This window comes from Janthinobacterium sp. GW821-FHT03A03 (assembly GCF_059421435.1).
Genome location: NZ_JBWKUZ010000011.1, coordinates 120,596 through 143,956, shown reverse-complemented (window position 1 = coordinate 143,956; position 23,361 = coordinate 120,596). Strand labels below are relative to the sequence as shown.

General features: G+C 62.7%; 23 protein-coding genes. 17 read left to right on the top strand and 6 right to left on the bottom strand.

The window, feature by feature from the left end; genetic code table 11:
* The first annotated feature begins 9 nt into the window (after positions 1–9).
* The 9 genes from mshL to AC07VI_RS19635 all read left to right on the top strand — a co-directional run bounded on the left by mshL (position 10) and on the right by AC07VI_RS19635 (position 8,685).
* Positions 10–1,797, top strand: a complete 1,788-nt coding sequence (gene mshL, locus AC07VI_RS19675; RefSeq protein ID WP_086147824.1) for a pilus (MSHA type) biogenesis protein MshL — start codon at positions 10–12, stop codon at positions 1,795–1,797.
* The gene (locus AC07VI_RS19670; RefSeq protein WP_099420123.1) at positions 1,798–2,712 is read left to right on the top strand and encodes an ExeA family protein; all 915 of its coding nucleotides are present in this window, start codon (positions 1,798–1,800) and stop codon (positions 2,710–2,712) included.
* 17 nt (positions 2,713–2,729) lie between these two features.
* Positions 2,730–3,830, top strand: a complete 1,101-nt coding sequence (locus AC07VI_RS19665) for a tetratricopeptide repeat protein (protein ID WP_492994697.1) — start codon at positions 2,730–2,732, stop codon at positions 3,828–3,830.
* A 134-nt stretch (positions 3,831–3,964) separates the two neighbouring features.
* On the top strand, positions 3,965–4,459 hold the full coding sequence (locus AC07VI_RS19660) for a hypothetical protein (RefSeq protein ID WP_492994695.1): 495 nt from the start codon (positions 3,965–3,967) through the stop codon (positions 4,457–4,459).
* 133 nt (positions 4,460–4,592) lie between these two features.
* Positions 4,593–5,009: a hypothetical protein gene (locus tag AC07VI_RS19655; protein WP_086147828.1), complete on the top strand. Its 417-nt coding sequence runs from the start codon at positions 4,593–4,595 to the stop codon at positions 5,007–5,009.
* 103 nt (positions 5,010–5,112) lie between these two features.
* Positions 5,113–6,015 (top strand): alpha/beta hydrolase, encoded by a 903-nt coding sequence (locus tag AC07VI_RS19650; RefSeq protein ID WP_086147829.1) that lies wholly within the window; start codon positions 5,113–5,115, stop codon positions 6,013–6,015.
* A 43-nt stretch (positions 6,016–6,058) separates the two neighbouring features.
* Positions 6,059–7,156 carry a serine hydrolase domain-containing protein gene (locus AC07VI_RS19645; protein ID WP_216356404.1) on the top strand — a complete coding sequence of 366 codons (1,098 nt, stop codon included), beginning with the start codon at positions 6,059–6,061 and terminating at the stop codon, positions 7,154–7,156.
* A gap of 171 nt (positions 7,157–7,327) precedes the next feature.
* Entirely contained in the window at positions 7,328–7,999 is a 672-nt protein-coding gene (locus AC07VI_RS19640; RefSeq protein WP_086147830.1) for a DUF2625 family protein, read from the top strand.
* 227 nt (positions 8,000–8,226) lie between these two features.
* The gene (locus AC07VI_RS19635; RefSeq protein ID WP_492994691.1) at positions 8,227–8,685 is read left to right on the top strand and encodes a nuclear transport factor 2 family protein; all 459 of its coding nucleotides are present in this window, start codon (positions 8,227–8,229) and stop codon (positions 8,683–8,685) included.
* Positions 8,686–8,727: 42 nt separating this feature from the next.
* On the opposite strand, the gene AC07VI_RS19630 is transcribed toward AC07VI_RS19635, so the two are convergent.
* The 3 genes from AC07VI_RS19630 to AC07VI_RS19620 all read right to left on the bottom strand — a co-directional run bounded on the left by AC07VI_RS19630 (position 8,728) and on the right by AC07VI_RS19620 (position 11,569).
* The gene (locus AC07VI_RS19630; RefSeq protein ID WP_086147832.1) at positions 8,728–9,831 is read right to left on the bottom strand and encodes an HD-GYP domain-containing protein; all 1,104 of its coding nucleotides are present in this window, start codon (positions 9,829–9,831) and stop codon (positions 8,728–8,730) included.
* A gap of 41 nt (positions 9,832–9,872) precedes the next feature.
* Positions 9,873–11,051, bottom strand: coding sequence for a pyridoxal phosphate-dependent aminotransferase (locus AC07VI_RS19625; protein ID WP_492994689.1), 1,179 nt, complete (start codon positions 11,049–11,051; stop codon positions 9,873–9,875).
* Positions 11,052–11,134: 83 nt separating this feature from the next.
* Positions 11,135–11,569, bottom strand: a complete 435-nt coding sequence (locus tag AC07VI_RS19620; RefSeq protein WP_086147834.1) for a putative toxin-antitoxin system toxin component, PIN family — start codon at positions 11,567–11,569, stop codon at positions 11,135–11,137.
* Between the two features lie 30 nt (positions 11,570–11,599).
* Here AC07VI_RS19620 and yaaA point away from each other — a divergent pair, with 30 nt between their 5' ends.
* Entirely contained in the window at positions 11,600–12,370 is a 771-nt protein-coding gene (yaaA, locus tag AC07VI_RS19615; protein WP_086147835.1) for a peroxide stress protein YaaA, read from the top strand.
* A 142-nt stretch (positions 12,371–12,512) separates the two neighbouring features.
* Here the strand turns inward: yaaA and AC07VI_RS19610 are convergent, their stop codons facing one another.
* Positions 12,513–13,316, bottom strand: coding sequence for an outer membrane protein assembly factor BamD (locus tag AC07VI_RS19610; RefSeq protein WP_086147836.1), 804 nt, complete (start codon positions 13,314–13,316; stop codon positions 12,513–12,515).
* Between the two features lie 89 nt (positions 13,317–13,405).
* Here AC07VI_RS19610 and AC07VI_RS19605 point away from each other — a divergent pair, with 89 nt between their 5' ends.
* Positions 13,406–14,431 carry an RluA family pseudouridine synthase gene (locus AC07VI_RS19605; RefSeq protein WP_034781141.1) on the top strand — a complete coding sequence of 342 codons (1,026 nt, stop codon included), beginning with the start codon at positions 13,406–13,408 and terminating at the stop codon, positions 14,429–14,431.
* Positions 14,431–15,216: a peptidoglycan editing factor PgeF gene (gene pgeF / locus AC07VI_RS19600; protein ID WP_086147837.1), complete on the top strand. Its 786-nt coding sequence runs from the start codon at positions 14,431–14,433 to the stop codon at positions 15,214–15,216. Before AC07VI_RS19605 ends, pgeF begins: the two co-directional genes overlap by 1 nt.
* Positions 15,217–15,232: 16 nt before the next feature.
* Here pgeF and AC07VI_RS19595 read toward each other — a convergent pair whose 3' ends face one another.
* A complete protein-coding gene (locus AC07VI_RS19595) occupies positions 15,233–15,466 on the bottom strand; it encodes a hypothetical protein (protein WP_319017179.1) in 234 nt (77 codons plus the stop codon).
* 164 nt (positions 15,467–15,630) lie between these two features.
* Here AC07VI_RS19595 and phaC point away from each other — a divergent pair, with 164 nt between their 5' ends.
* From phaC to AC07VI_RS19575, 4 genes are all read left to right on the top strand, one after another.
* Positions 15,631–17,355 (top strand): class I poly(R)-hydroxyalkanoic acid synthase, encoded by a 1,725-nt coding sequence (gene phaC, locus AC07VI_RS19590; RefSeq protein ID WP_099375657.1) that lies wholly within the window; start codon positions 15,631–15,633, stop codon positions 17,353–17,355.
* 224 nt (positions 17,356–17,579) lie between these two features.
* Positions 17,580–18,143: a polyhydroxyalkanoate synthesis repressor PhaR gene (phaR, locus tag AC07VI_RS19585; protein WP_071323205.1), complete on the top strand. Its 564-nt coding sequence runs from the start codon at positions 17,580–17,582 to the stop codon at positions 18,141–18,143.
* Positions 18,144–18,355: 212 nt separating this feature from the next.
* Positions 18,356–19,711, top strand: coding sequence for a 30S ribosomal protein S12 methylthiotransferase RimO (rimO, locus tag AC07VI_RS19580; RefSeq protein WP_172404871.1), 1,356 nt, complete (start codon positions 18,356–18,358; stop codon positions 19,709–19,711).
* 115 nt (positions 19,712–19,826) lie between these two features.
* Positions 19,827–20,993 (top strand): cystathionine beta-lyase, encoded by a 1,167-nt coding sequence (locus AC07VI_RS19575; RefSeq protein ID WP_086147840.1) that lies wholly within the window; start codon positions 19,827–19,829, stop codon positions 20,991–20,993.
* Positions 20,994–21,041: 48 nt separating this feature from the next.
* Here AC07VI_RS19575 and AC07VI_RS19570 read toward each other — a convergent pair whose 3' ends face one another.
* Positions 21,042–21,404: a DUF4870 family protein gene (locus AC07VI_RS19570; RefSeq protein WP_492994685.1), complete on the bottom strand. Its 363-nt coding sequence runs from the start codon at positions 21,402–21,404 to the stop codon at positions 21,042–21,044.
* Between the two features lie 84 nt (positions 21,405–21,488).
* On the opposite strand from AC07VI_RS19570, the gene AC07VI_RS19565 reads away from it, so the two are divergent.
* On the top strand, positions 21,489–23,360 hold the full coding sequence (locus tag AC07VI_RS19565; protein ID WP_492994683.1) for a serine hydrolase domain-containing protein: 1,872 nt from the start codon (positions 21,489–21,491) through the stop codon (positions 23,358–23,360).
* The last annotated feature ends 1 nt before the right edge of the window (position 23,361 follow it).

The window sequence follows — 23,361 nt, the reverse complement described above, 5'->3', positions numbered from 1 at the left end:
AAGGCGGGAATGCGGAAGATATTTGAAATAAGCAAGCGGGCGGGCGTCCTGGGACTTGCAGCGGGTTTGTGCGCCTGCAACGTCGCGCCGGTGAAGCGCGACACCTACAATGCGATCAAGGAGCAGGTGGCGGGCGCAGCGGCCACCACCGGCCCGGCGGCGCAGTCGGCGGCCGTGGAAAACGCGCTGCTGCCGCCGGCGTCCGCGCTGGCCGCGCAGCTGCCCAAGGCGCGCGGCGTGCTCGACGAGCGCTTTAACGTCGCTTTCAACAACGTCCCGGCACGCCAGTTCTTTCACTCGCTCGTCAGCGGCACGCGTTACAACATGCTCGTGCATCCTGATGTGCAGGGCACTGTTTCCGCCAACCTGAAAGATGTGACCCTGTTCGAGGCGCTCGATGCCGTGCGCGAGCTGTATGGCTATGACTACAAGGTCGACGGCACGCGCATTACGATACGGCCGCTCACCATGCAAACCCGCATGTTCCAGGTCAACTACCTGACGGGCAACCGCAAGGGCATGTCGAACCTGCGCGTTTCCTCGACGTCGGTAGCGAACGCCGGCACCAGCACCAGCGGCCAGAGCGCGAACAACGGCAACCAGCAGGCGCAGCAGAACCTGCCGCAGCAGCCGGGCCAGTCGGGCCAGCAAGTGGTGCAGGACAGTTCCAATCTGAGCACCACGTCCGAAAGCAATTTCTGGGCCGAACTGAAAGACTCGCTGGGCGCCATCATCGGCGGCACGGCCGATGGCCGCAAGGTGGTGATCAGCCCGCAGTCCGGCGTCGTCGTCGTGCGCGGCATGCCCGATGAGTTGCGCGCCGTGGATCTGTACCTGAAGGCAACGCAGCTGTCGGTGGACCGCCAGGTGATCCTGGAAGCCAAGATTCTCGAAGTGGAATTGAACGATAATTTCCAGACGGGCATCAACTGGGCATCGTTCGCCTCGATCAAGAGCGGCCACACGAACCGCATCTCGACGGGCTTCATCCAGCCGGGCGGCACCCTGGCGCCGCTGCCGTTCAACGGCGGCCAGCCGCCGAACATGACGAATGGCAGCGGCCTGACGGCCAGCAGCGGCTTTGGCCTCAGTTCGGCGGCAAATGCGGCCGGCTCGATGTTCGGCCTGGCATTCCAGACGGCCAATTTCGCCGCCATGATTACGTTCCTGGAGTCGCAGGGGGCCGTGCACGTGCTGTCGAGTCCGCGCATCGCCACCATGAACAACCAGAAGGCCGTGCTGAAGATAGGCACGGACGAATTCTTCGTCACGGGCGTGAGCACCACCGTGACCTCCACCGGCACCACGGGCGGCACCACCTCCAGCCCGAACGTCACCCTGCAGCCTTTCTTTTCCGGCGTGGTGCTGGACGTGACGCCGCAGATTGACGAGCAGGGCAACATCATCCTGCACGTGCATCCATCCGTCAGCCAGGTCACCACCGTCAACAAGCAAATCGACCTGGGCAGCGCCGGTTCGCTGAAACTGCCGCTGGCCGCGTCCAGCACCTCCGAGATGGACAGCATGGTGCGCAGCCAGGATGGGCGCATCGTCGCCATCGGCGGCCTGATGCGCCAGGCCACCACCTCGGACCGTTCGCAAGTGCCGGGCGCGGGCGATATTCCCGTGCTGGGCGCGCTGTTCCGCAACACGGGGCAGGTGATACAGAAGCGCGAACTGGTGGTGCTGATCAAGCCCACCATCGTTGAAGGCGCCAGCAGCTGGAACGAGGACTTGCTCGATGCGGGCAAGCGCATCGAGGCGCTCGACCCGCGCCGGCCGTCGGAGCGGCGCTAAATGTACCAGGCCCATTTCGGCTTGCGCGAGGCGCCGTTCGGCCTCACGCCCGATACCAGTTTCTTCTTCAATGGCCCGCAATCGCAAAAGGCGCTCAACACCTTGCTGGTGGCGGCGCGCAATGGCGAGGGCTTCATCAAGATCACTGGCGAAGTGGGCACCGGTAAAACGTTTCTTTGTCGCAAGTTCATGCAGTCGCTGGGGCCGGAATTCGTCACCGCCTACATCCCGAATCCGAACTTGCCGCCCCGTTCGCTGATCCTGGCCCTTGCCGACGATCTTGACGTATTGCTGGAGAAAGATGCTGATCAGCATCAATTGCTCAAGTCTCTCAACTTGCGCCTGCTCAACCTGGCGGCGCAGGGCAAGCGCGTGCTGCTGTGCGTGGACGAGGCGCAAGCCATTCCCGTCGACAGCCTGGAAGCGTTGCGCCTGCTGACGAACCTGGAAACGGAAAAGCGCAAGCTGCTGCAGATCGTGCTGTTCGGCCAGCCGGAACTGGACGTCAAGCTGGCCCTGCCGGAAATCCGCCAGCTGGCGCAGCGCATCACTTTTCACTATCACCTGGGACCCTTGTCGCGCGACGACGTGGATTTTTATGTGGCGCACCGTTTGCGCGTGGCCGGTTTCGATGGCGCGCGCCTGTTCAGCCGCGGCGGCGTGAGCAAGCTGTACCAGGCTTCCGGCGGCATTCCGCGCCTGATCAACATCATGGCGCACAAGGCGCTGATGGTGGCGTATGGCGAAGGCCGGCAGCAGGTCAGCGGCCGCCACGTGGCGCTGGCCGCCAGCGACACCCTGGCCAGCAAGCCGCGCTTCTGGCAAGCGCCCTGGCGCCGCCCCTGGCCCTGGCTGGCGGGCACCGGCGTGCTGGCCGCCGCCTGCGGCCTGAGCTGGACTTTATTGAACCGATGACGAAGATGAGCCTGTAGATGAGCCTGATTAACAAGATGTTGCAAGACCTCGACGCCCGCGGCACCGCCGACGGACGCGGCGACGCGGGCGGCATCCGCTCCGTGCCCGAACGCGAGCGGGGCGTGTCGCGCGCGCTGGTGTTCGGCGGCGCGGCCGGCCTGACGGCGGTGGCCATCGCCCTGGGCTGGGTCTACCTGAAGCGCCCGGCCGTGCCGCCCGTGCTGGTCAGCGTGGCCAGCACGCCGCCGGCGGCGGCGCCGGTCCCCGCGCCGATCCCCGCGCCGGTGTCCGCCCCTGCACCTGCCGCTGCGCCAGTCGTGAGCCCTGCGCCTGCGCCGGTTGCCGCGGCGCCGCTGGCACCCGAGCCGGTACTCCAGGCCGGGGAGACGGTTGCGTCCGCCAAGATGCGCGATGCCGAGATCCGCCGCATCACTGGAAAGCCGGCCAGGCCTGCCGAGGCGCCCGTGGCCAAGGTGGCGGTAAGGGCGGCCGCGCCCGCCGCCAGCGAACGCATTATTGACGGAAAACAAGTCACGCCGCAGCAGCGCGTGGAGAATGAATACCGGCGCGCGCTGGCCCAGTTGCAGGACGGCCGCGTGGCCGAAGCGTTGCTCGGTTTGCAGCAGACCCTGCAGCTGGACCCGCGCCACCAGGGCGCGCGCGAAACCCTGGTGCGCCTGCTGCTCGAAGCGCAGCGCCCCGATGAAGCGGCGCGCCAGTTGCAGCTGAGCCTGGCACTGGACCCGAAACAGCCGGCGCAGGCCATGATGCTGGCCCGTCTGCAGCTGGACAAGGCCAACGGCGGCGCGGCCGCGCTCGACACCCTGACGCGCAGCCTGCCGTACGCCGCCGACAACGGCGAATACCACGCCTTCCTGGCCGGCGTGCTGCAGCGCGAACAGCGCTACCGCGAAGCGTCCGAGCACTATCAGCAGGCCCTGCAGGCGGCGCCCGACAACAGCGTCTGGTGGATGGGCCTGGGGATAGCATTGCAAGCGAACAACCATCCGGCCCAGGCGCGCCAGGCGTTCGAGCGGGCCAGGGGCTTGCAAACCCTGTCGCCCCAGCTGCAGGCCTTTGTCGAGCGCAAGCTGGTGCAGCTGGCGGCGGCCAGGTAAGTGCGGCCGATTGCGGCGCCGCCGTTGGCAGGCGGGGCGGGCACGATACGAACGCGCGTGCTGTCGGCGGCGTTGCCGGCGTTATGGACTGCCGCTGCCCCAATTGAAACGAATGTATCCGTGGACAGGGCAAGATGAGCTTTGCCTGGACATTCCCCGATGCCCCGAATACGGCCAGCTTCACGACCACGGAGGTCTGGAACGGCGCTCCCATCGTCCTGGTGTCCCATGACTACGAAGGGGATTGGCAATTTCACGCCGCCTCAAATGAAACGCTGTTGAGTTCAGTCAAGATTGTCTGTCTGGCAGACATGCTACGAAGAGATGACTTGCTGGCAGAGTTGCATGACTTGCCCTGTGGCTGGGGCGCGCAGCGGGATGGCGGGGCGGGACACTGGGAGCGTTTCAAGGACAATCCGTTTCCCGCGTTTGCCGAACAGGGCTATTACCCGGAAGACGCCGTCTGGCTTTCCCGCTATTTGACGGATAGCGAGCCGCCGCCGGCCGCGGTACGCGAGGCGCTGCCCGTCGGCGCCTGCGTGAAACGCGTGTTCCGCTTCGCCGCCGGGGATGGCGCGCGGCGACGGCCAGTGCGAACGGATGTGGGGGCAGGTGACCGGCATCGATGAAGACGAGGGCTGCTGCCGCGGCACCATCGCGAACCATCCGCGGCATGCGGCGGCCAGCTGCGGCGACCTGCTCGCGTTCCCCCCCCCTGCATGTGGCGGATATTGCTAGTGAACAAGATTGAAAGGACGCGCCGTGCGCAATGAACGCGAGGGGGCGAAAGAGGCGCGCCGGGAAATCAGGCGCTACCAGGAACATATCAATTCGCCGCGCCTGTGTCCGGACCAGTGTTACCGCTTGGCCAGCCCGACGTATGCGCTGGTGTGCCATGTCAACCAGGTGACGGGCCTGTTCCTGAGCAAGAACTATTACGTGATCCCCATTTTCCTCCAGCGCGCCCATGCCACGCTGCTGGAGTTGAAGGCAGAACGCGTCAGCGAGCCGTATCGCAAGCTGGTCGAGCAGTATCTGAGCCATATCGCACATTTCATCGTCGATTTTTCATGCCTGGCGGAAGACGAGCGGCAAGCCGCGCAATATATCCCGCCAGCGCTGCTGGCCCTCATGCCCGAGACCTTGCCGGAAGACTTGCTCATGGCGGGCGAGTTTTGATGTTGTAGCGCGGATGTATTTTTGGCATGATTGGAACAATATCATTTCTGTTTCAGATTGTTGATATCATCGCGCCATCACTGACTACCTCAAGGAACTCCGTTTGAAATCCTTCAGCCTGCTGCTCGCACTCTGCTGCCTGCTCAACAATGCCCTGGCCGCCCCCGCCAGCGCGCCTGCCAGCTACGTTCTTGACAATACCGAGGTGCGCGACATCCGCGCGCAAGGATTGAAGCGCGACTACCAGGTGTACGTGGCCTTGCCCGATTCCTATCGGCAGGGGAATAAACGCTATCCTGTGCTGTTCGTCGTCGATGCCAATTATGCGTTTCCCGTCGTGCGCAATATCGCGCAGCGCCTGAACAAGCATGCGGGCATGGAAGAGGTGGTGGTGGTCGGCCTGTCGTATGCCAACGGCGATGGCGGCGTGTACAGCCGCCGCCGCGATTACACGCCCACCACGCCGCGCAAGCACGATTACCGCTCGGACATGCCGGGGCGCCAGCCGGCGTTCGGCGAAGCGGCGGCCTATGGCCAGTTCGTCTCGGGCGAGGTGTTTCCCTTCATCGCGCAACACTACCGCGTAAACATGCAGCGCAAGGTGTTTATCGGCCACTCGTACGGCAGCCTGCTGGGCCTGCAATTGCTGCTGACGGAACCGCGCACCTTCGAGCACTACATCCTCGGCAGTCCCTCGCTGTGGTACGACGCCGGCGTCATGTTCGACCGCGAGCAGGCGTATGCGGGCAGCCACAAGGACTTGCCCGCGTCCGTGTTCTTCGGCATCGGCGGCCTGGAAAAGTTGGCGGCAGGCAAGAAGCGTTCGCGCTCGGAGGAAGACGCCGACATGGTGGCCGACTTGCGCGAGTTCGACGGCAAGCTGAAATCGCGCAAGTTTCCGAATCTGAAAACGCGCTTGCGCGTATTCGAGGACGAAGACCATGCGAGCGTGTTTCCGTTTGTGCTCACGCATGGCTTGCGGGCCTACCTGAAGTCCTCGAACTGAAACTGGTTTCACTGGAAATAATAAACCAAGCCGGGATATCTCCATGAAAACGACAGATGCTGGCAAAAGAATGACTTCATCACTGATGATGTTGGCGCTTTCCTTCTTGTTGACCATCCCGACGTGCGTGCATGCGCAGCTTGGCAATAATGCGCATGCGGAAAAGACAGATGGCTACGCCGCGGAAATTGATCGCTTGATCCAGGCAACAAGTCCAAGAAGTTTTAATGGCGTCATCCTCATCACGAAAAACGGCAAGACGACATATTCAAAAGCCTTTGGGTATGCGGATGTGGAAAACAAAATACCATTGCGGCTGGAGGATAATTTCAGGATCATGTCGAATAGCAAGCAGGTTACGGCCGTGCTGATCTTGAGGGAAGTTGAAAAAGGCAACATTGATTTGCACCGTCCCGTCAGACGATATTTGCCCGATCTGCCGCAGGCCTGGGCCGACGAAGTGACCGTGCATCAATTGCTGAACTTTTCGGCAGGAATAACCGACGTCGACAAGCCGCTGCGCTTCAAGCCCGGAACGGACTTCCTGTATGGCGTGACGACCTACACCATGCTGGGCACTATTTTTGAAAAAGTCAGCGGGAAAACGTATATCGAGGCAGCCAATGACTTGTTCAAGGAACTGGGGATGCACAACAGTTTTTGCTATGAGGAAGACAAGAATAACAATGTCATCAAGGGCTATGTCAATTCAAACAATGTGTTCGAGTTAAAGGCGCATCCCGTGCAGGGGGCAGGCTGGCTCGGTTTCATGCCAGCCGGAGGCATCGTTTCCAATGCCAAGGACTTGGCTGTCTGGGATGATAAGCTTCACAACGGAAAGATCTTAAAACCGGCCAGCTATAGGCTGATGACTGACTACAGCATATCCAGCCAGCATGTGGCTTTTGGCACTGAAGATGTGGGATATGGCTACGGTGTGTATGTGAGCGATAAAACAGCTGTTCAATACATCGGGCACTCTGGAAAAGGATTGGGGTTTGCTTCGATCAAGGTCTATTTTCCTGAAAAAGATGTCGATGTTGTCGTCCTGGAAAATCAGTTCAGCGAAGATAGCGCGCTGCACTACTATTTTGAAATAAAAATAAGGGAAATAGTGATGAATAGCAATCTTGTGAGATAGTCAGATTGCTCCGGCATCATCAGTGCCGAAGGTTGCGGCTGTGGGCCACGCGGATGCGGCATGTTGTCGCGGCCGGCAGTGTGCGAAAAACAATAGCGCCGAAGCGGCAATGTCCGCAGCGCCCTTGCGCTCCCGGACTGCCGCGAGCGCGCATCGATAAGGTCAGATTACATGCGTACATTGAATGAATTACTCGATAGCGAAGACCCGGCGTTTCCCCTGATCAGGCAATGGGCCGCCGAGGCCGACTTGCCGGTGGAATTGCTGCCGCCCTCGGCCGGCAGGGAGGATGTGCTGCTGAGCTTGCAGGTCACCACGCGTTCTGCCCTGGGGGCGATAGCCTATGAAACGGGGGGCATCCTGGTGGATGACGGCTGGCTGCGCATACTGGGGTCGGGACATGCCAGGCTGGGGCGGGATATTGCCGCCTGGAACAAAGGCAAGGCCGACGGTTTTCTGCTGGTCGCCGATGACGTGCTGGGCGGCTTTTTTGCCATCAACGGCGGCGCGCTCGGGGCTGATCAGGGCAATATGTATTACCTTGCCCCCGAAACGCTGGAGTGGGAAGCGCTGGAGATCGGCTTCACGACGTTTGTCGAGTGGGCCTTTACCAGCCAGCTGCGGCAGTTTTACGGCCGCCAGCCTGGCGACGCGGAGGACTTTGACGAATTGCCCGAATTGCCCTTGGCCGGCGAGCTATGCCTGAATTTTTATCCATTCCTGTGGACGCAAGAGGGTTCCCTCAAGACCAGTTCGCGGCGCGCCATTCCCGTGCAAGAGCAGTGGGCGCTTAACCTTGATCTGCAACAGAAGTTGCTGGATGCGCCTGCGAGCGGGCGCTGAGGCAGGGCTGCGGGCATATCTGAACGCATCGCCATGCGCATCCCGAGCCTGAACATGGCATTTCAATCCAGCAATCCGGCGTTTTGTCGCAATGGCATGCTATATAAAAGGGCAAGCAGGTAGCATGCAGTGGGCCTTCTCGTGATGCGCGGCCCGCAAGCGGGCGTTCGATACTGCCGCAGTCATCACCGGACGCTTCCCAACGACCATGACCAGGATGAACACGCATGAAATTGCCCCTTTCGCATCTTCTTTCCACCTGCCTGCTCTGCGCCTTGGGCGTGATCGGTGGCGCGCAGGCGGCGCCCGCCGACACCGAACTGCTGGCCCTGGTGCAGCGCCATGCGCAGGCCCAGAGCAGCTTCGATCAAGCCGCCTTGAAAGCCATCACGGCCGAGAATTATGTGGAAATATCGCCCGTCGGCGAGGTGGACGGCCGTGAAAAAATGCTGTCCTTCTATGCGCCGGAGCAGAAGCGGCCGGGTCCGCAAGTCCAGGTCGATGAACCGGCGGTGCGCCTCTTGGGCGATACGGCGCTCATCTCGGCCCGGCTGTCCTACCGGCTCGACCAGGAAGGGGCGGCCCGCACCTTCGCCATGCGCGCCGGCTATGTCGCCCGGCTTGTCGACAAGCAATGGCTGCTCGTCAGCGCACAGTACACGGGCATCCGTCCGCCTAAACCGTGAAATAACACTGTGCGGCGCTGGCTCCGGCGGCGTCCAGCCAGGCTAGAGCCGCGCCTCGTCGCCCCACACATTGCGCATGCTGAAATGCACGCCGGCGTCGTCTTCATGCAGCGACGAGACGATGGCGAACTGGCTCTCGCCCGTGTTGCGCGGCGTCATTTGCGACAGGTCGGCGGCGGCCAGGGGCGCACCCAGCGGGTCGCTGAGCGGGTGGACCAGGGCGGCGCCCCGCTGCGTCACCACCCCCAGTTCGCCGTTGCGCAGGCGGACTAATGTGCCGGGCGGATATTTGCCCAGCAGCTTGACGAACTGTTCGCCCAGCAGCGGGTCGATGGGCACGCCCTGGTCGAGGAAGATGTGCTGCAGCGCCTGGTCGGGCACGATGGAGCGCCGGTAGTTGCGCGCCGAGACGCGGGCGCAATAGCGGTCGGCCAGGCCGATCAGCTTGGCGTTTTGCAGGATTTCATCGGCCGTGCGCCCTTGCGGGTAGCCGCTGCCGTCGTCGTTTTCATGGTGCAGCAGCACGCAACTGAGCCATTCCTCGTCATCGACGCCGGCGCAGCGCAGCAATTCCGAGCTTTCCTGCGGGTGCTGGCGCACGATGCGCATTTCCTCGTCATTCAGGGGGCCGCGCCGGTCCTGGAAGCTGTCGTGGTGGCGCAGCATGCCCACGTTCATCGTCAGCGCGGCCGCGCCGATCAGCAATAGCTCATCGTGGGACTTGTGCATGCTGCGGCCCACCAGCATGGCCAGCAGCGCCGTTTCGATGCAGTGGCGCACGGCGTAGCTGCCGGCGATCTGGTTCAGCAGGATGCTGGCCAGGGCAATGTCGGCATCGTGCTCGAGGGCGCGCAGCAGTTCTCGGGCGATGTCGCGCACGTCGCGCTCGGCATTGCTTTCGCCGCGCATGTCCAGCAGCAGCCGTTCCAGGCGCTGCGCCGCTTCATTGAGCAGGCGCAAGACGGATGGCTGGTCGGGCGCGCCCACGTACAGGCCCAGCTGCATCAGCCGGCCCAGCTGGGCGCCGTCCGTGATGATCTGCCCCTTGCGCAGTTGCGGGCCGGCACTATGGTCAGCCAGAAACAAATCCCAGGGCAGGGGTTCGCCCGGAACCAGGTCGGCCGGGCCGATGCGACGCTGTACCATGCTGTCATCCTTTGCTCCGCCGGGGCGGGGCAGTACTGTCGTTAAATGCTGCGCAGGCGCTCCAGCGCCAGGCGCAAGGTCTCGTCTTTCTTGGCAAAACAGAAACGCACGATGCCCGACTCCTTGCTCTGCGCGTAAAACGCGGAGACGGGGATGGCGGCCACCTTGATTTCCGCCGTCAGCCATTCGGCGAACTGCGCTTCAGGCTCTTGCGAAATGGCATCGTAACGCACGCACTGGAAATACGTGCCGTCCGCCGGCAGCAGGGTAAAGCGGCTGCCGGCCAGGCCGTCGCGGAACAAGTCGCGCTTGCGCTGGTAGAACGCGGGCAAGTCCAGGCAGGGCTGCGGATCGGCCATGTAGCCGGCGATGCCGTGCTGCATCGGCGTGTTGACGGTAAACACGTTGTACTGGTGCACCTTGCGAAACTCGGCCGTCAGGGCCGCGGGCGCCGCCACATAGCCGACTTTCCAGCCTGTCACGTGATACGTCTTGCCGAAGCTGGACACGATGAAGCTGCGCGCCGCCAGTTCAGGGTTGCGCGCGAGCGACTCATGGCGCACGCCGTCGTACACCATGTGTTCGTACACCTCGTCGGACAAAATCAAAATTTGCGTGCCGCGCACGATGTCGGCCAGCGCCGCCACGTCGGCGGGGCGCAGGATCGTGCCCGTCGGGTTGTGCGGCGTGTTGATGATGATCAAGCGCGTCTTGCTGCTGACGGCGGCGGCCAGCTTGTCCCACGGCACGCTGTAGCCCTGTTCGCTCACTTCCATGGCCACCAGCACGGGCACGCCGCCGGCCAGCGCGATGGCGGGCAAATAGCTGTCGTAGGCCGGCTCGATGACGATGACTTCGTCGCCCGGGTGCACGCAGCACAAAATCGCCGTGGTCAGCGCCTGCGTGGCGCCGGCCGTGACGGTGATTTCCGCGCCCGCGTCATAGCCGTGGCCGTACAGGCTGGCGATCTTCGCGGCGATGGCCTCGCGCAGGGGCGCGGCGCCCGTCATCAGCGGATACTGATTGTGGCCGGCGCGCATGGCGTTGCTGACGAGATCGACCAGGGCCGGGTCGCAATCGAAGTCGGGAAAGCCCTGGCCCAGGTTGACGGCGCCATGCCGGGCCGCCAGGCCGGACATGCGGGTAAACACGGTGGTGCCCACGGCGGGCAAACGGGTGGTCAGGGCGGGAGTCAGGTGGGGCAGGGACGGGCTGTTCATGAACGGTAGGGGCGCGGTGCGGAAAGTGGAAACGTTTCCCATTCTAGCGCAGCGCGCCTCGTTGCGTGCGGGGCTTTGGCGGCTCAGCCGGGCAATGCCCAGCCTTCCGGCAGCATGATCCTGAACATGCCGGCCTTGGCCGTCTTGCGGGCCAGTTTCAGCAAGGCCTTGTCCTTGGTGATGAGGATGTCGGCGTTGGCGTCGCGCGCCAGTTCGAGGAATTTCTGGTCATCCTTGTCCGTGCAGACGGGCAGGCGCACGCCGGAGACGGGCGGCGCCACGACGCTGATGTGGGCGTCGAAGCGGGCGGCGGCGACAGCGCGGCTGGCTTCATCGAGCGGCAGGTGCTTGTAATGCAATACGACAAGATATTCCGCGCGGCAATCTTCGCGCGTGATGGCGTGCACGGCGCCGCTTTCCATGGCCGCCAGCAGGCCCGCCCAGCGCGGGTCGTTGAAGACGAACAGGTCGAGGCAGACGTTGGTGTCGAGGACGAGTTTTTGTGGAGCAGGTATCATGTCGGCAATTCTATTCTGTAGTGATAATTTATGTTGATCGTGCTTTCGCCCGCCAAGAGTCTCGACCTGGAGACGCCGCCAACGACCACGTTGCACAGCACCCCCGATTTCCTCGACCATTCCGCCCAGCTGATCGCCCGCATGCGCCAGTTTTCGCCCGCCGAAGTGGGCAGCCTGATGGGCATTTCCGACGCCTTGTCCGCGCTCAACGTGGCCCGCTACGCATCCTGGACCCCGCAGCTGGAGGAGGCGCGCCAGGCCATCATGGCCTTCAATGGCGACGTGTATGCCGGTTTCGAGGCGCGCAGCCTGCAGCCGGCCCAGCTCGACTATGCCCAGTCGCGCGTGCGCATTTTATCGGGCCTGTACGGCTTGCTGCGCCCGCTGGACCTGATCCACCCGCACCGCCTGGAAATGGGCACGCGCCTGTCGACCGCGCGCGGCAAGGATTTGTATGCGTTCTGGGGCGACACCATCACCAACGGCCTGAACCGTACAGCGAAGGAGCAGGGCGCGCAAGTGCTGGTCAATCTTGCTTCCGAAGAATATTTCAAATCCGTCAAGCCGCGCCAGCTGGACGTGCCCGTCATCGCGCCCGTGTTCGAGGACTGGAAGAACGGCAAATATAAAATCATCTCGTTCTACGCCAAGCGCGCGCGCGGCATGCTGGCCCGCTATGCGGCCGTCAACAACATCCGCGATCCCGAGCAGCTCAAGCAGTTCGATGTGGATGGCTACGGTTTCGTGCCGGAAGCGTCGAACGACACCAGCTGGGTGTTCCGGCGCAAGGTCGGCGAGTAACCCTGAAGCAAATGCTGGGGTCGTACCCGACGGGGGAATGCGTCCCAGTGGGACGCATTCCAATCGCGCAGCGAACGACCCCGGTCCTTGCTTTTGGGGCTGACGCAAGAAAAAAACCGGAGCAAGCTCCGGTTTTTTCATTTTACTGCCAGAATTTCCACCACTTGCGTTCCTTGTTCACCCCTTCCGGGCTGAGGAATGCCGTGTTCGGGTAGTTCTTGGTCAGCACGCGCAAGGTATCGTCGCGCAGGTCGGTCAAGCCCAGCTTGTCGTACGAGCGGTACATGATGAACAGCGCTTCTTCGATGGCCGGCGAGGCGCGGAAGTCGCTCACCGTCGTTTGCGCGCGGTTGGCGGCGGCCAGGTAGGCGCCGCGGCGGTAGTAATAGCGCGCCACGTGCACTTCATATTTCGCCATGGCATCGATCAGATAGTTCATGCGGGCCAGCGAATCGGGCGCATATTTACTATTTGGAAACTTGTCGACCAGTTGCTTGAAGGCCGCAAACGCTTCGCGCGTCGCTTTCGGGTCGCGCTCGGTCGGATCTTGCTCGTACAGGAAGTTCAGGAAGCTGATCTGGTCGTTAAAGCTGATCAGACCCCGCAAGTAGTACATATAGTCCACATTGGCGTGGTTCGGATGCAACTTGATGAAGCGTTCGACGGCGGCCAGTGCCTGCGCCTGGTCTCCCGACTTATAATACGCGTAAGCGATCTCCATCTGCGCTTGCAGAGCATAGTTGCCGAAAGGATAGTTAGCCTCCAGCTTCTGGAACAGGCCGATTGCAGCTTCATAGTGCTGCCCGGCCATTTCTTCACGCGCCTCCGAGTATAATTTCGTAACGGACCAGTTTTTGGTCTCATCCACTTTTTCAGGCAACAAGCTGCAAGCGGACATGCCGAGCAGAACGACTGAAGCGACTACCAACGATAATTTTTTTTGCATGACGTTTTGCAAGAAGGTTTTAACCAAGATTTTACAATAGGCTGATTATAGCCGATGGGAATGCTGTGATATTAACTCCGAAGCCTAATTTGGCTGACCCCGCGTTTGACTCCCTTTCTGACCATGCCGCCGAAGAGGCGTTTGACGGCGATTTTGCCGCCGACGACGTCTTCGAGGAAATGGCCCCGATTACATTGGAACTGACGCCGGACGCCTGCGGCCACCGCCTCGATAAAGTCATCGCCCAGCTGGTGCCGCAATACTCGCGCAGCCGCTTGCAATTGTGGCTGGAAGCCGGTTTCGTGACCGTCGACGGAAAAGTTGCCAAACGCAACATGACCGCCTATGGCGACGAGAAGATCGTCATTCTGCCGCAAAGCGCGCCGGAAGACGAGGCTTTTAAGCCGGAAGCGATGGAATTGAACATCGTGCACGAAGATGAGCATATCATCGTCATCAACAAACCGGCCGGACTGGTCGTGCATCCCGGCCCCGGCAACTGGTCGGGCACCCTGCTCAACGGCCTGCTGCACCACTGTCCGCAGCTGGCCGGCGTGCCGCGCGCCGGCATCGTGCACCGCCTGGACAAGGATACCAGCGGCCTGATGGTCGTCGGCAAGACCCTGGCCTCGCAAACGGACCTGGTGCGCCAGCTGCAGGCGCGCACCGTCAAGCGCGAGTATTTCGCGCTCGTGTGGGGCACGCCGAAAATGGCGGGCACCATCGACGCGTCCATCGCGCGCCACCCGCGCGACCGGGTCAAGATGGCTGTGTCGGAGAATTTCACCGCCAAGCCCGCCATCACGCACTATGAATTGATCGGCAGCGGCGAACTCGACCGCCGTCCCGTGAGCCTGATGCAATGCCGCCTGGAAACAGGCCGCACGCACCAGATCCGCGTGCACATGCAGCACCTGGGCTTTGCGCTCGTCGGCGATTACGTGTACGGCAAGCAGCACCTGGTGTCCGTCTTCTCGCGCCAGGCCTTGCAGGCGCGCCGCCTGGGCCTCGTGCATCCGGGCACGCTGGAAGCGTGCGAATGGATCGTGCCGCTGGCCGATGATTTCGCGCAACTGATCGCCACGGCCGGCATTCCCGAGCCGGAACAGGTCTGATGACAGCACCGTTGCCTTGCATTATTCCCCATTGGCCGGGCTTGCCCGCCAACGTGGGCGCGCTGGCGACCGTGCGCGCGGGCGGCGTCAGCCAGGAGCCATATGGCGACGGGCAGGGCGGCGGCGGCTTGAACCTCGGCACGCACGTGGGCGACGATCCTGTTCGCGTGGCGGCCAACCGCGCGCGGCTGGCGGCAGTCTTGCCGGCCGAGCCGGCCTGGCTGTCGCAGGTGCATGGCGTGGCCGTTGCCGACGCGGCCAGCCTGCGCGGTTGCGTGCCCGATGCGGACGCCAGCGTCGCCACGCAGGCGGGCGCCGTGTGCGTGGTGATGACGGCCGATTGCCTGCCCGTGCTGTTCAGCTCAAGCGATGGGCTCGTCGTCGGCGCGGCCCACGCGGGCTGGCGCGGCCTGGCCAACGGCGTCTTGCAGCGCACGCTGGACGGCATGCGGGCGCAGGGCGCGACGGAGATCCTCGCCTGGCTGGGGCCGGCCATAGGTCCACAGCAATTCGAAGTGGGGCAGGAGGTGCTGCAGGCATTCCGCGACGGCGCGCGCGACGATGCCGAGCGACAAGTGTTGTCCGCTGCGTTTGCCGCCGTCGCCGGCAAGCCGGGCAAGTACCTGGCCGACATCTATGCGCTGGCGCGCACCATGCTGCTGCGTGACGGCGTGGCGCAGGTGGCCGGCGGCGAGTACTGCACCGTCAGCGATGCGGCGCAGTTTTACTCGTACCGGCGCGACGGCGTCACGGGAAGACAGGCCAGTTTGATCTGGCGCAAATAATCTGCACGGCAGGCACTTATGTGTCTGCCGTTTTTGTTTTATCGTCTGCTGAGGCGAGGGCGCGCGCCTGCCGTTCGGCGGCGTGCTCAGCTTTGCGTTTGCGTCGCCGCGAACCCGTCAGATAGAATAGGATGGACAGCGGGATGACGCAGTACAGCACGAAGGTCATCACCCCGGCGACGATGGAAGGTTCCGTCAGCGCCATGAGGCCGACGACATAGATCCAGGCAACAGCGGTCATGAGCATCATGAGTAGTGGCAGTCAGTAAAGGTTTGCATGCAGTTGATCCGGAAGTGAATATTTATTTTTGACGACGTTTGCGACGCCGGACAAAACCCACGCGCAGCAGGTTTTGTCCGGCGTCCCTCAATTTTGAATGGACTTAACTATCTATGAATATGCCCGATCCTCAAATGATGACCAAGGAATGGATGGCGCAGATCAGCAATCCTGAGCAGTGGAAGACATGGTTCAACATGGTACCGCAGCCGGCCAGCAATCCGATTGCCGGCATTTTGCAGGACGCCGGCGCCAGCATCAAGCCGGAAGTGATCGAGCAACTGAAAAACGCCTACGTGGCCAAGCTGACGGGCTTGTGGGCGGACTTCATGGCCGGCAAGACGCCGGAGCTGAAGGACCGCCGCTTCGCCGCCCCCGCCTGGCATGCGAGTCCCCTGTCGGCCTTCAACGCGGCCGCCTACCTGCTGAACGCGGAATTTCTCACCGCCATGGCCAACGCCGTGGAAGCGACGCCGCACCAGAAGCAAAAGATCGCCTTTGCGGTACAGCAAATCGTCGACGCCATGTCGCCTGCCAACTTTCTCGCCACCAATCCCGACGCCCAGCAGACCCTGATCGAGACCAAGGGCGAAAGCCTGGCCAAGGGCTTGAGCAATATGCTGGCCGACATGCAGAAGGGCCGCATTTCGCAGTCCGACGAATCGGCCTTCGAAGTGGGCCGCAACGTGGCCACCACGCCGGGCACGGTGGTGTTTGAAAACGCGCTGTTCCAGCTGATCCAGTACACCCCAGGCACGCCCACGGTACACCAGCGGCCGCTGTTGATGGTGCCGCCGTGCATCAATAAATTCTATATCCTTGACTTGCAGCCGGAAAACTCGCTCGTGCGCTACGCGGTGGAGCAGGGCAATACCGTGTTCCTCATGTCCTGGCGCAATCCTGACCTGAGCATGCAGCACCTGACGTGGGACGATTACGTGGAGCAGGGCGTGATCGAAGCCATCCGGGTGGTGCAGGACATCTCCGGCCAGGACAAGCTGAACATGTTCGGCTTCTGCGTGGGCGGCACCATCGTCTCGACGGCGCTGGCCGTGCTCCAGGCGCGCGGCGAGAATCCGGCCGCCAGCCTGACCCTGCTGACCACCTTCCTCGACTTCTGCGACACGGGCGCGCTCGACGTCTTTATTGACGAACCGCAAGTGGCGCTGCGCGAACAGACGCTGGCCAAGGGCGGCCTGATGACCGGACGCGACCTGGGCAGCACCTTTTCCAGCCTGCGCCCGAACGACCTCGTGTGGAATTACGTGCAGTCGAATTACTTGAAGGGCAAGGAGCCGCCCGCTTTCGATCTGCTGTACTGGAACAGCGACGGCACGGGCTTGCCGGGCCCCATGTTCTGCTGGTATCTGCGCAACACCTACCTGGAAAACAGCCTGAAAGTGCCGGGCAAGCTGACGGTGGCCGGCGAAAAGGTCGACCTGAGCAGCATCGACGCGCCCGCCTTCATCTATGGCTCGCGCGAAGACCATATCGTGCCCTGGGGCGCGGCCTACGCCAGCACGGCCCTGCTGAACCCGAAAAAGCCGAAAGCCAACCGTTTTATTCTCGGCGCTTCCGGCCATATCGCCGGCGTGATCAACCCGGCGTCGAAGAAAAAGCGCAGCTACTGGAGCAATGACGCAGGCAAAGGCGCGCGCACGGCAAAGGCCAAGCCCCTGAGCGCCGAGCAATGGATGGCCGGCGCGACCGAGCACGCGGGCAGCTGGTGGCCGGAATGGGCGGCCTTTTTGGCCGAACATGGCGGTGCCGACGTCAAGGCGCCCGGCAAGCCCGGCAACAAGCGCTACGCGCCGATCGAGGCGGCGCCGGGCCGGTATGTTAAAGTCAGGGCGGATTAATTCACAAAGCGTTTTGCCGGACAAGGCCGGCGTAATCTCCGGTCTTGTCAATAATCTACTTTTAGTTGCGTTGCAATAAATGCGGGAATCTACTACCCTGATGTGCAATGGAGCCGTTTTCCACTCTATAATGGAAAACGTAGGCAGGTGCGAAAGCGGACCCACGTTCGCTTTTTTTTCGGATCAACTCAGTATGCGCTGCGGCGCAATAAGTGGAACTTGTGATGAGTAGTGCAAAAAAAAGTATAGACCGCCTGATTAAAAAATACCCGAACCGCCGTCTGTACGACACGCAAACCAGTTCCTACATCACCTTGACGGACGTCAAGCAGCTGGTGTTGGACAATGAGGAATTCACCGTCGTCGATGCCAAGTCCAGCGAAGATCTGACCCGCAGCATCTTGCTGCAGATCATCCTGGAAGAGGAAGCCAGCGGCGTGCCCATGTTTTCCAGTGGCGTGTTGTCGCAGATCATCCGCTACTATGGCCACGCCATGCAGGGCATGATGGGTTCCTACCTGGAAAAGAACGTGCAGGCGTTCACGGACATCCAGCACAAGTTCACGGGCACCTCGGCCGGCAGCTTCGAAGGCAAGCCATTCAGCCCGGAAATGTGGACCCAGTTCATGAACGTCCAGGGCCCGATGATGCAGGGCATGATGAACAACTACATCGACCAGAGCAAGAGCCTGTTCGTGCAGATGCAGGAACAGATGCAGAGCCAGAGCAAGAATCTGTTCGGCACGTTCCCGTTTGTCCCGCCCGTCCCGCCGACGGACAAGAAGTAAGCAGAGGCAAGGCGATGGGCGGCAATGCTGCCCATACGCCTCAACACATCTATTTTTGATATCGAATCTGTGTCATTCGCAGCATAGTTCTGCCGGCAAGGGGCGGCTCGGGGTACAATAGCCGATTCGCCTCACCATTTTACTAGCTGCCAACTATGTCTGAAATTCACCGTATTCCCGTTCCTTCCGCCCAGCCCGAGGCCATGCTGGCCATGCCAGGTGCGGCGCCGAAAGTGGGCTTTGTCTCGCTCGGCTGCCCGAAAGCACTGGTCGATTCCGAACAAATCCTGACCCAGCTGCGCGCCGAAGGCTACGAAACGGCGAAATCCTACGCTGGCGCCGATCTGGTGATCGTCAATACCTGCGGTTTCATCGACGCCGCCGTGCAAGAGTCGCTCGACGCCATCGGCGAAGCGCTGGCCGAAAACGGCAAAGTGATCGTCACCGGCTGCCTGGGCGCCAAGAAAGATGCTGCCGGCGACGACATCATCATGAAGGTGCACCCGAAAGTGCTGTCCGTCACGGGCCCGCACGCGCTGGCCGAGGTGATGGATTCCGTCCATTTGCACCTGCCGAAACCGCATGCGCCTTTCCTCGACCTGGTGCCGCCGCAGGGCGTCAAGCTGACGCCGAAGCACTACGCCTACCTGAAGATTTCCGAAGGCTGCAACCATCGTTGCAGTTTCTGCATCATCCCGTCCATGCGCGGCGACCTCGTTTCGCGCCCGATCGGCGAACTGATGATGGAAGCGGAAAACCTGTTCAAGTCCGGCGTCAAGGAATTGCTGGTCATTTCGCAGGATACCTCGGCCTATGGCGTGGACGTGAAATTCCGCTCCGGCTTCTGGAACGGCCGTCCCGTGAAAACCCACATGACGCAGCTGACGGAAGCGCTGGGCGAACTGGCCAAGTCCTACGGCGCCTGGGTGCGTTTGCACTATGTGTACCCGTACCCGCACGTGGACCAGATCATCCCGATGATGAGCGGCGGCCACATCCTGCCTTACCTCGACATCCCGATGCAGCATGCGCACCCTGACGTATTGAAACGCATGAAGCGCCCGGCCAGCGGCGAGAAAAACCTCGACCGCATCCAGGCCTGGCGCGCCATCAACCCGGACCTGACGATACGCTCGACTTTCATCGCCGGTTTCCCTGGCGAAACGGAAGCGGAATTCGAGTACCTGCTCGACTTCCTCAAGGAAGCGCAGATCGACCGCCTCGGCTGCTTCGCCTATTCCCCGGTGGAAGGCGCGACGGCCAATGAAATCGCCAATCCCGTGCCGGAAGAAGTGCGCGAAGAGCGCCGCGGCCGCGTCATGCTGCTGCAGGAAGAAATTTCCAAGAAACGCCTGCAGGCCAAGGTCGGCAAGACCGTGCGCGTGCTCATCGATGAAGTCACCCGCTCCGGCGGCGTGGGCCGCTCGTCCGCCGACGCGCCCGAAATCGACGGCGTCGTCTACGTCAAACCGCCGTTCGAGCCGCACCGCAAGCTGGCCGTCGGCCAGTTCGTTGATGTGAAAATTACTTCAGCGGACGCGCACGACCTGTGGGGCGCTGCGGAATAAATATTTTTCGCAGGTGTAACACTCTGTCAGACGTACGGCAGGCAAGGGCATAAGCCCTTACAATCAAGGCGGACCAGCACAGGCTGATCCGCCTTTTTTATTTGCCGACGATGCCATGACCACACCCAAATCCCCGCAGACCGCGCTGATCCACAGCGATTACCAGGCGCCGCAAGGTTTTGCCGCCTTTCCCAACGCCATCCATCACGCGTCGACCGTGCTGTTCAAGGACGTGGCGGCCATGCGCTCGGGCGACTGGAAAGAAAAGAACGCCTATACCTATGGCTTGCACGGCACGCCCACCACGTTCACGCTGGAAGCGCGGCTGGCCGGGATCGAAGGGGGAAATCACTGCCTGCTGGCGCCGTCGGGACTGGCGGCCATCGCCATGGCGGACTTTGCCCTGCTGAAAACGGGCGACGATGTATTGCTTCCCGAAAATATCTACAACCCGAACCGCGAACTGGGACGCTGGCTGGCGCAGGATTTCGGCATCACGGCCCGCTATTACGATCCGCTCATCGGCGCCGGCATCGCGGCATTGATCCAGGAGAATACCAAGCTCATCTGGACGGAAGCACCGGGCTCCGTGACCATGGAAGTGCCGGATTTGCCCGCCATCTGCGCGGCCGCCCATGCGCGCGGCGTGCTCGTCGCTTTGGACAATACCTGGTCGGCCGGCCTGGCCCTGCGCGGCTTCGACCTGGGCGTGGACATCATCATGCAGGCGCTGACGAAATACCAGTCGGGCGGCTCCGACGTGCTGATGGGCGCGCTCATCACGCGCGAGCGGGCGCTGCACGAGCGCCTGGCGCAGGCGCACATGCGTCTGGGCATGGGCGTGGGGGCGGACGACGCCTACCTGGTGCTGCGCGGCTTGCCCACGATGAAGCTGCGCTTCGACGCCCACGACAGGGGCGCGCGCACGGTGGCCGCCTGGCTCAAGGGCAGGAGTGAAATTGCCACGGTGCTGCATCCGGCTTTTGCCGATTGCCCGGGCCACGCCATCTGGCAGCGCGATTTCACGGGCGCGGGCGGCCTGTTTTCCGTGCTGTTCGATGCCCGCTACACGGAGCAGCAGACGGACCGCTTCGTCGATGCCCTGCAATTGTTCAAGATAGGCTACAGCTGGGGCGGCGCGAACAGCCTGGTGATGCCGTACCGCATCGCCGCCATGCGCAAGGGCTGGCAGCTGCCGGGCCAGCTGGTGCGCCTGAACGTGGGACTGGAAGAGCCGCAGGATCTGATCGCCGATATCGAACGGGCGTTCGCGGCGATGTAGCGCGTGGCGGGCAAGCGCAAAGGCTTGCCAGAATGGCAAGTGCTGGCTTTACATGGGCACGGGGCTGTTGTTGTTCAGGTCGAGGAAGCCGCGCAGCAAACGATACGCTTTCCACAGCCAGGCCACGCCCCAGACGACGAAGGCCAGCGGAATGCCGATGATGGTGACCCACAGCACGGCGCCGAGGACGACCCAGGCCAGATACCACCAGAAGGAACGGATCATCCAGCTGTGATGGCTGTAGACGAAGGTCCCGGCCGCCTCGTCCCGCTTCACGTAATTGATGATGAGCGGAATGAAGGAAAACGCGCCCAGCGAAAACACGAAGCTGGCGCCATGTATCAGGTACAGCCACCAGGCCAGGTTCCTGGTCTGCTGGAGTTGGGTATCCAAAATAATATCTTGTGACATGAAGCCTCCCGTCGTTGCTCAATTTTTAATTGTAACAAGCAAAGCGGCGCGGGAGCGCCGTCCATGGCAAAAAGGCAGAATACATTGTTAAAACGAAATCAATATTCCACCCTGGCCGCGCGCGCCAGGTTTTGGCTGCGCCGCGCCGTGCCGGCCTTGCTGCTGTGGTGCACCACGGCGGCGCATGCCGCCGGCGGCACCCTGGAAGCGGAGTTTGCCGCCGGCTTGAAGGAGGAGGGGCTGGCGGGCGCCGTCTGGAGTGAAGTCTTGCCTGATGGCACAGTCAAAGTCGGCGCCTCCGGCCTGCGCGATGCCGCCAGACAAGTCCCCATGCAGGCGGACACGCGCGTGCAGGTGGGTTCCGTGGGCAAGGTGGCGCTGGCGCTGGGCGTGCTGCGCCTGGTCAGCGAAGACAAGCTCACGCTCGATACGCCCTTGCAGCAGGTGCTGCCGGAACTGGCGCTGAAAAACCCGTGGCTGGCAAGCGACCCCGTGCGCATCCGCCACCTGCTGGCGCATACGTCCGGCCTGGACAACGCCCGCTTCTGGCAGGCGTTCAGCCTGCACCCGGCGCCGGACACGCCGCTGGCCGGCGCTTTTGACGGCGGCGGCAATCTGCTGCGCGTGCGCACGCGGCCCGGCAGCCGCTATGCCTACTCGAACATGGGCTATGGCTTGCTGGGCATGGTGATCGAAAAAGTCACGGGCCAGCCGTATGAACGCTACCTCGATGCGCAGCTGCTGCAGCCGCTGGGCATGGCGGACAGCACGTTTGGCTTTGTCAGCCAGACAGGCGCGCACGCGGACCCGCGCCTGGCCATGGGCTACTTCGAGCATGGCGCGGCGCAGCCGGCCGTGCCGCAGTATCTGCGCCCGGCCGCGCAATTTACCACCACGGCGGCCGACATGGGCAAGCTGGCGCAGTTTTTAATGGGCGACGGCAAGCTGCAGGGCGCGCAGTTCATCGACCTGGCCCTGATGGGCGCCTTGTCCGAGCCGGCCGGCACGGATGCGGCGCAGGCGGGCCTGGCGACGGGCCACGGCCTGGCGCTGGCCATGCGCGACCGCCACAACGTGGTGGGTGCCTGCCACCCGGGCACGGCCGTCGGTTTTCGCGCCATGCTGTGCATCTATCCGGAGCAGGACAGCGCGTTTTTCGTGGCCTTCAATACGGATGCCGAGCATGCCGACTATGAACGCTTCAACCGCCTGCTGCTGCGCGACCTGGAGCTGCCGCTGCGCGCGCCGGCCCCGCGCGGCACCCCCGCGCCCACGGTGGAAAACTGGCAGGGCGTCTACGTGCCGTCGCCCAGTCCCATGGCCAGCATGGCCTGGGTCGATGCCGTCTTCGGTTTTACGCGCGTCAAGTGGGATGGCGAAGCGCTGTTCCTGATTCCGTTCCAGGGCGAACCCAGGGAACTGGAACCGGTGGGCGGCCTGCTGTTCCGCGCCAGCGACCGCAGCACGCCGTCGCACGTGCTGATGCAGGAAGATGGCAAGCATATCCTCAGCGACGGCTTGCGCAGCTATGAACGGGCCTCGATGCTGCGCATGCTGGTGCTGTGGGGCAGCCTGGCCCTGGGCGCCGCCGGCTTGCTGTACGTGCTGCTGGTGGGCGCCTGGCGCGCCGCGCGGCGCGGCCTGGGACGGGGCGACCATCTGTTCGCGCCCTTGCTGTCGCTGCTGGCGCTGCTCCTGCCGCTGCCGTTTTTCTATTTCCAGTCCTTCCTGCGCCTGGGCGACGTGACGGTCGCCAGCGTGCTGCTGGCGCTGGCGACGGGCGCGCTGCCGCTGGCCATGGCGTTCGGCCTGGCGCGCTGCTGGCGCAGCCGCGGCGCGGCGGCCGAATCGGGCACATTGGCGACATGGGATTGGCTGGCCTTGCTGGCGGCGCTGCAACTGCTGCTGGTGCTGGCCTGGTGGGGCTTGCTGCCGCTGCGTTTGTGGCATCTGTAGC